This is a genomic window from Streptomyces sp. NPDC005899, from assembly GCF_040629645.1.
GTDB lineage: Bacteria > Actinomycetota > Actinomycetes > Streptomycetales > Streptomycetaceae > Streptomyces.
The window spans coordinates 1-2,939 of record NZ_JBEXWB010000538.1 but is presented as its reverse complement, the minus strand read 5'-3'; the positions used below and the strand labels follow the sequence as shown (position 1 = coordinate 2,939).

The 2,939-nt window shown below is 75.7% G+C and carries 2 protein-coding genes; one reads left to right on the top strand and one right to left on the bottom strand.

Translation table 11 applies throughout. The features are described 5' to 3' along the window. Window positions 1-66 precede the first annotated feature (66 nt). Window positions 67-261 carry a hypothetical protein gene (locus ABZ371_RS31090; RefSeq protein ID WP_358685960.1) on the bottom strand — a complete coding sequence of 65 codons (195 nt, stop codon included), beginning with the start codon at window positions 259-261 and terminating at the stop codon, window positions 67-69. Between the two features lie 389 nt (window positions 262-650). Between ABZ371_RS31090 and ABZ371_RS31085 the strand changes: the two genes are divergently transcribed. Continuing rightward, the gene (locus tag ABZ371_RS31085) at window positions 651-2,714 is read left to right on the top strand and encodes a UvrD-helicase domain-containing protein (protein WP_358685958.1); all 2,064 of its coding nucleotides are present in this window, start codon (window positions 651-653) and stop codon (window positions 2,712-2,714) included. Window positions 2,715-2,939: the final 225 nt, after the last annotated feature.

The window sequence follows — 2,939 nt, the reverse complement described above, 5'->3', positions numbered from 1 at the left end:
TCCGGGGTGCGGGCCCGCGCCGCAGGTCCGTGTCCCTGGTCCCGGCCGGCGAGCGGGCCGGTGGGGTCAGTGGTGGCGGCGGACGATCCCCGCCTCCTCGGCGTACTCCCCGAGGACGGCCACCCCGAAGGCGGTGCGCGCGAAGACGGCTACGGCGCGCACCGCTTCCCCCAGCCGGTGGCCGGCCGGTGAGTGACCGGTGACCGCCGTCGCGCCGTGCGCGGGGCCGGTCCTTCGTGGGTTCAGCTGAACGGTGCTCATACGTCCATGGTGCTCCGACGGCCCCCGTGGAGGCATCGGCCCGCGGACGGAAGCCACCGGGCCGCCGGGTAGGCCTCAGGTCCCACGCGGCCCCGCGCGGTCCCCTACGGGACGGACGGGGGGCAGGCGGACGCGGGGACCGCCGGGCCGGTAAACGGTTCGACCCCGGGGGTGCCGGTCGATACACTCGCCGGTCTGCCCGCCTCCCGCACCGTGGTACCGGCCCCGCACCTGAGCGGCCGGCAGCCGGGGGAGCGCCGCCGACCGGACGGAAACCGGCCGACAACAGCCGCACGCGCCGAGCGCGTGCGCATCTGTGTGAACGTCCCCGGCGGACCGCGCGGTGAGCACGGTCCGCTGTCCTGCGTCGAAAAGCCGGAGGCAACACCGTGCCCGCGCACGAAGAGACAAGCAATCCCCTGCTCAGGGAGCGCACCCACCTCGCCGAGTCCCGCGCCGCCCTGCGCGCCATGCGTGAGGACGTGCAGGCGCTCGACATCCGCGACGTCACGGCGAACTGGGTCAACGCCGCCGTCCTGCAGTCCCAGATCGACGACCGCATCAAGGCGCTCGCCGACCTGACGCACACCCCGCTGTTCTTCGGCCGCCTGGACTACCTGCACACGGTGGGTGGCGACGAGGCGGAGGGCGCCGAGGGGGAGCAGTTCTACATCGGCCGCCGTCACGTCCACGACGCGCACGGCGACCCCATGGTCATCGACTGGCGCGCCCCGGTCTCCCAGCCCTTCTACCAGGCGTCCAGGAACAACCCGCTGGACGTCGACCGGCGCCGCCGCTTCGGTTACACCGGCGGCGAACTGACCGCCTACGAGGACGAGCACCTCTCGGACCCGGCGGAGAAGGAGCAGACCAGCAAGCTCCTCCAGGCGGAGATCGAGCGGCCCCGCGTCGGGCCGATGCGGGACATCGTGGCGACGATCCAGCCCGAGCAGGACGAGATCGTCCGCAGCGGGCTCGGCGGGACGGTCTGCGTGCAGGGTGGTCCCGGCACCGGGAAGACCGCCGTGGGCCTGCACCGGGTCGCCTACCTCCTGTACGCGCACCGCGAGCGGCTCGCCCGCACCGGCACCCTCGTCATCGGCCCCAACCGGTCCTTCCTCCACTACATCGAGCAGGTCCTGCCCACCCTCGGGGAGCTGGAGGTGAAGCAGGCCACCGTGGAGGACCTGGTGGCGGCCCGGGCCGAGGTGCGGGGGACGGACGAGGCGGCCGCCGCCGTGGTCAAGGGGGACGCCCGGATGGCGGAGGTCCTGCGGCGGGCGATCCGTTCGCACGTCACACCGCCCACCGAGCCGGTCGTCGTCGTGCGCGGCTCCCGCCGCTGGCGGGTGCCCGCCTACGAGGTCGAGGAGATGGTCGGCGAGTTGCTGGCCCGCGACATGCGCTACGGCGCCGCCCACGAGGCCCTGCCGCAGCGCATCGCCCACGCGGTGCTGGTCCGGATGGAGGAGGCGGGCGAGGCCCCGGACGACCGCGTGCAGAACGCGGTGGCGCGCGATCCGGCGGTGAAGGCGGCCGTGAAGGCGATCTGGCCGGCGGTGGACCCGGCGAAACTGGTGCTGCGGCTCCTGACGGACGCGGACTTCCTGGCCGTGCACGCGGAGGGGATCCTCTCCGGGGACGAGCAGAAGCGGATCCTCATGGTGAGGCCCGCCCGCAGCGTGAAGTCGGCGAAGTGGACGGCGGCGGACGCGGTCCTGATCGACGAGGCGGCCGACCTGGTGGCCCGCACCCACTCGCTGGGCCACGTGGTGATCGACGAGGCCCAGGACCTGTCCCCGATGCAGTACCGGGCGGTGGGCCGGCGCTGCTCCACCGGTTCGGCGACCGTCCTCGGCGACCTGGCGCAGGGGACGACCCCGTGGTCGACGGAGAGCTGGGAACGGGCGCTGTTCCACCTGGGCAAGCCGGACGCGCTGGTGGAGGAGCTGACCGCGGGCTTCCGCGTGCCGCGCGAGGTGATCGCGTACGCCTCACGGCTGCTCCCCGCGATCTCGCCGGGGCTGGCCCCCGTGGAATCGGTCCGTGAGGCCCCCGGTTCCCTGGAGGTGCGGGAGGTGGCTCCGCAGGCGCTGGACGCGGCGGTGGTCGCGGCGTGCGGGGAGTCGCTGCGCAACGAGGGCTCGATCGGCCTGATCGCGGCGGACGCCCGCATCCCGGTCCTGGCCGGGGCCCTCGCCGCGGCCGGCCACAGCTTCCTCTCCCCCGGTGAGGAGACCACCGCCGCCTCCCGGCTGACGCTGGTCCCGGCGTCGCTGGCGAAGGGCCTGGAGTACGACTACGTGGTGCTGGACGAGCCGTCGGCCGTGGTCGACGGCGAGCCCGACGAACGCACGGGCCTGCGCCGGCTGTACGTGGCGCTGACCCGCGCGGTCTCCGGACTGGTGGTGCTGCACGCGGCCGCGCTCCCCGAGCGGCTCACCCGGACCTGAGGGAGCCCACGGGGCCCACCGGGGCGCGCCCGCGCGGCACCGGCCCGGCTCACCACGCGGCGTCCGGCCCGGGACCCCGCGGGCACCCGCCGGGCCCGGGCCGGCCGCCGCGGCCCCGCGGGCGGCCGCGGGGCCCCGGGGGGGCCCGGGGGGGCCCCCCCGCGCCCCCGGGGGGCCGGGAGGCCGCGGCGGGCCACGGCCACCAGGTCGGCGGCGCCGTCGCCG